This is a genomic window from Halomonas marinisediminis, assembly GCF_004347715.1.
Lineage (GTDB): Bacteria > Pseudomonadota > Gammaproteobacteria > Pseudomonadales > Halomonadaceae > Halomonas > Halomonas icarae.
This window is the reverse complement of the sequence record NZ_SLTR01000769.1, coordinates 1-229: the sequence shown is the minus strand read 5'-3', so window position 1 is coordinate 229 and position 229 is coordinate 1. Positions and strand designations below refer to the sequence as shown.

Genomic DNA, 229 nt, shown 5'->3' with positions numbered 1-229 from the left:
CTAGTTGCTCAAGGTTTTTATTCAAGTCTTGCAAGTCTTGGTACATTTGCGCATTTTCGAGGGAGATAGCAGCTTGTGATGCAATAATCTTTAGTGTTTGAACGCGATCCAATTGAAAGGCATCAGCAGTATGGGTGTTCTCTAGGTAGAGCACGCCAGATATTTTATTCTGTCTGACGATGGGCAGGCACAATACGGATATTAAATCTTTTCCTTGTAGATAAGAGCA

General features: G+C 41.0%; 1 protein-coding gene. It reads right to left on the bottom strand.

Annotation, left to right across the window (positions count from 1 at the left end; translation table 11 throughout):
- On the bottom strand, positions 1 to 229 hold a 229-nt coding region (locus tag E0702_RS18465; RefSeq protein WP_132045932.1), incomplete at both ends, for a GAF domain-containing protein.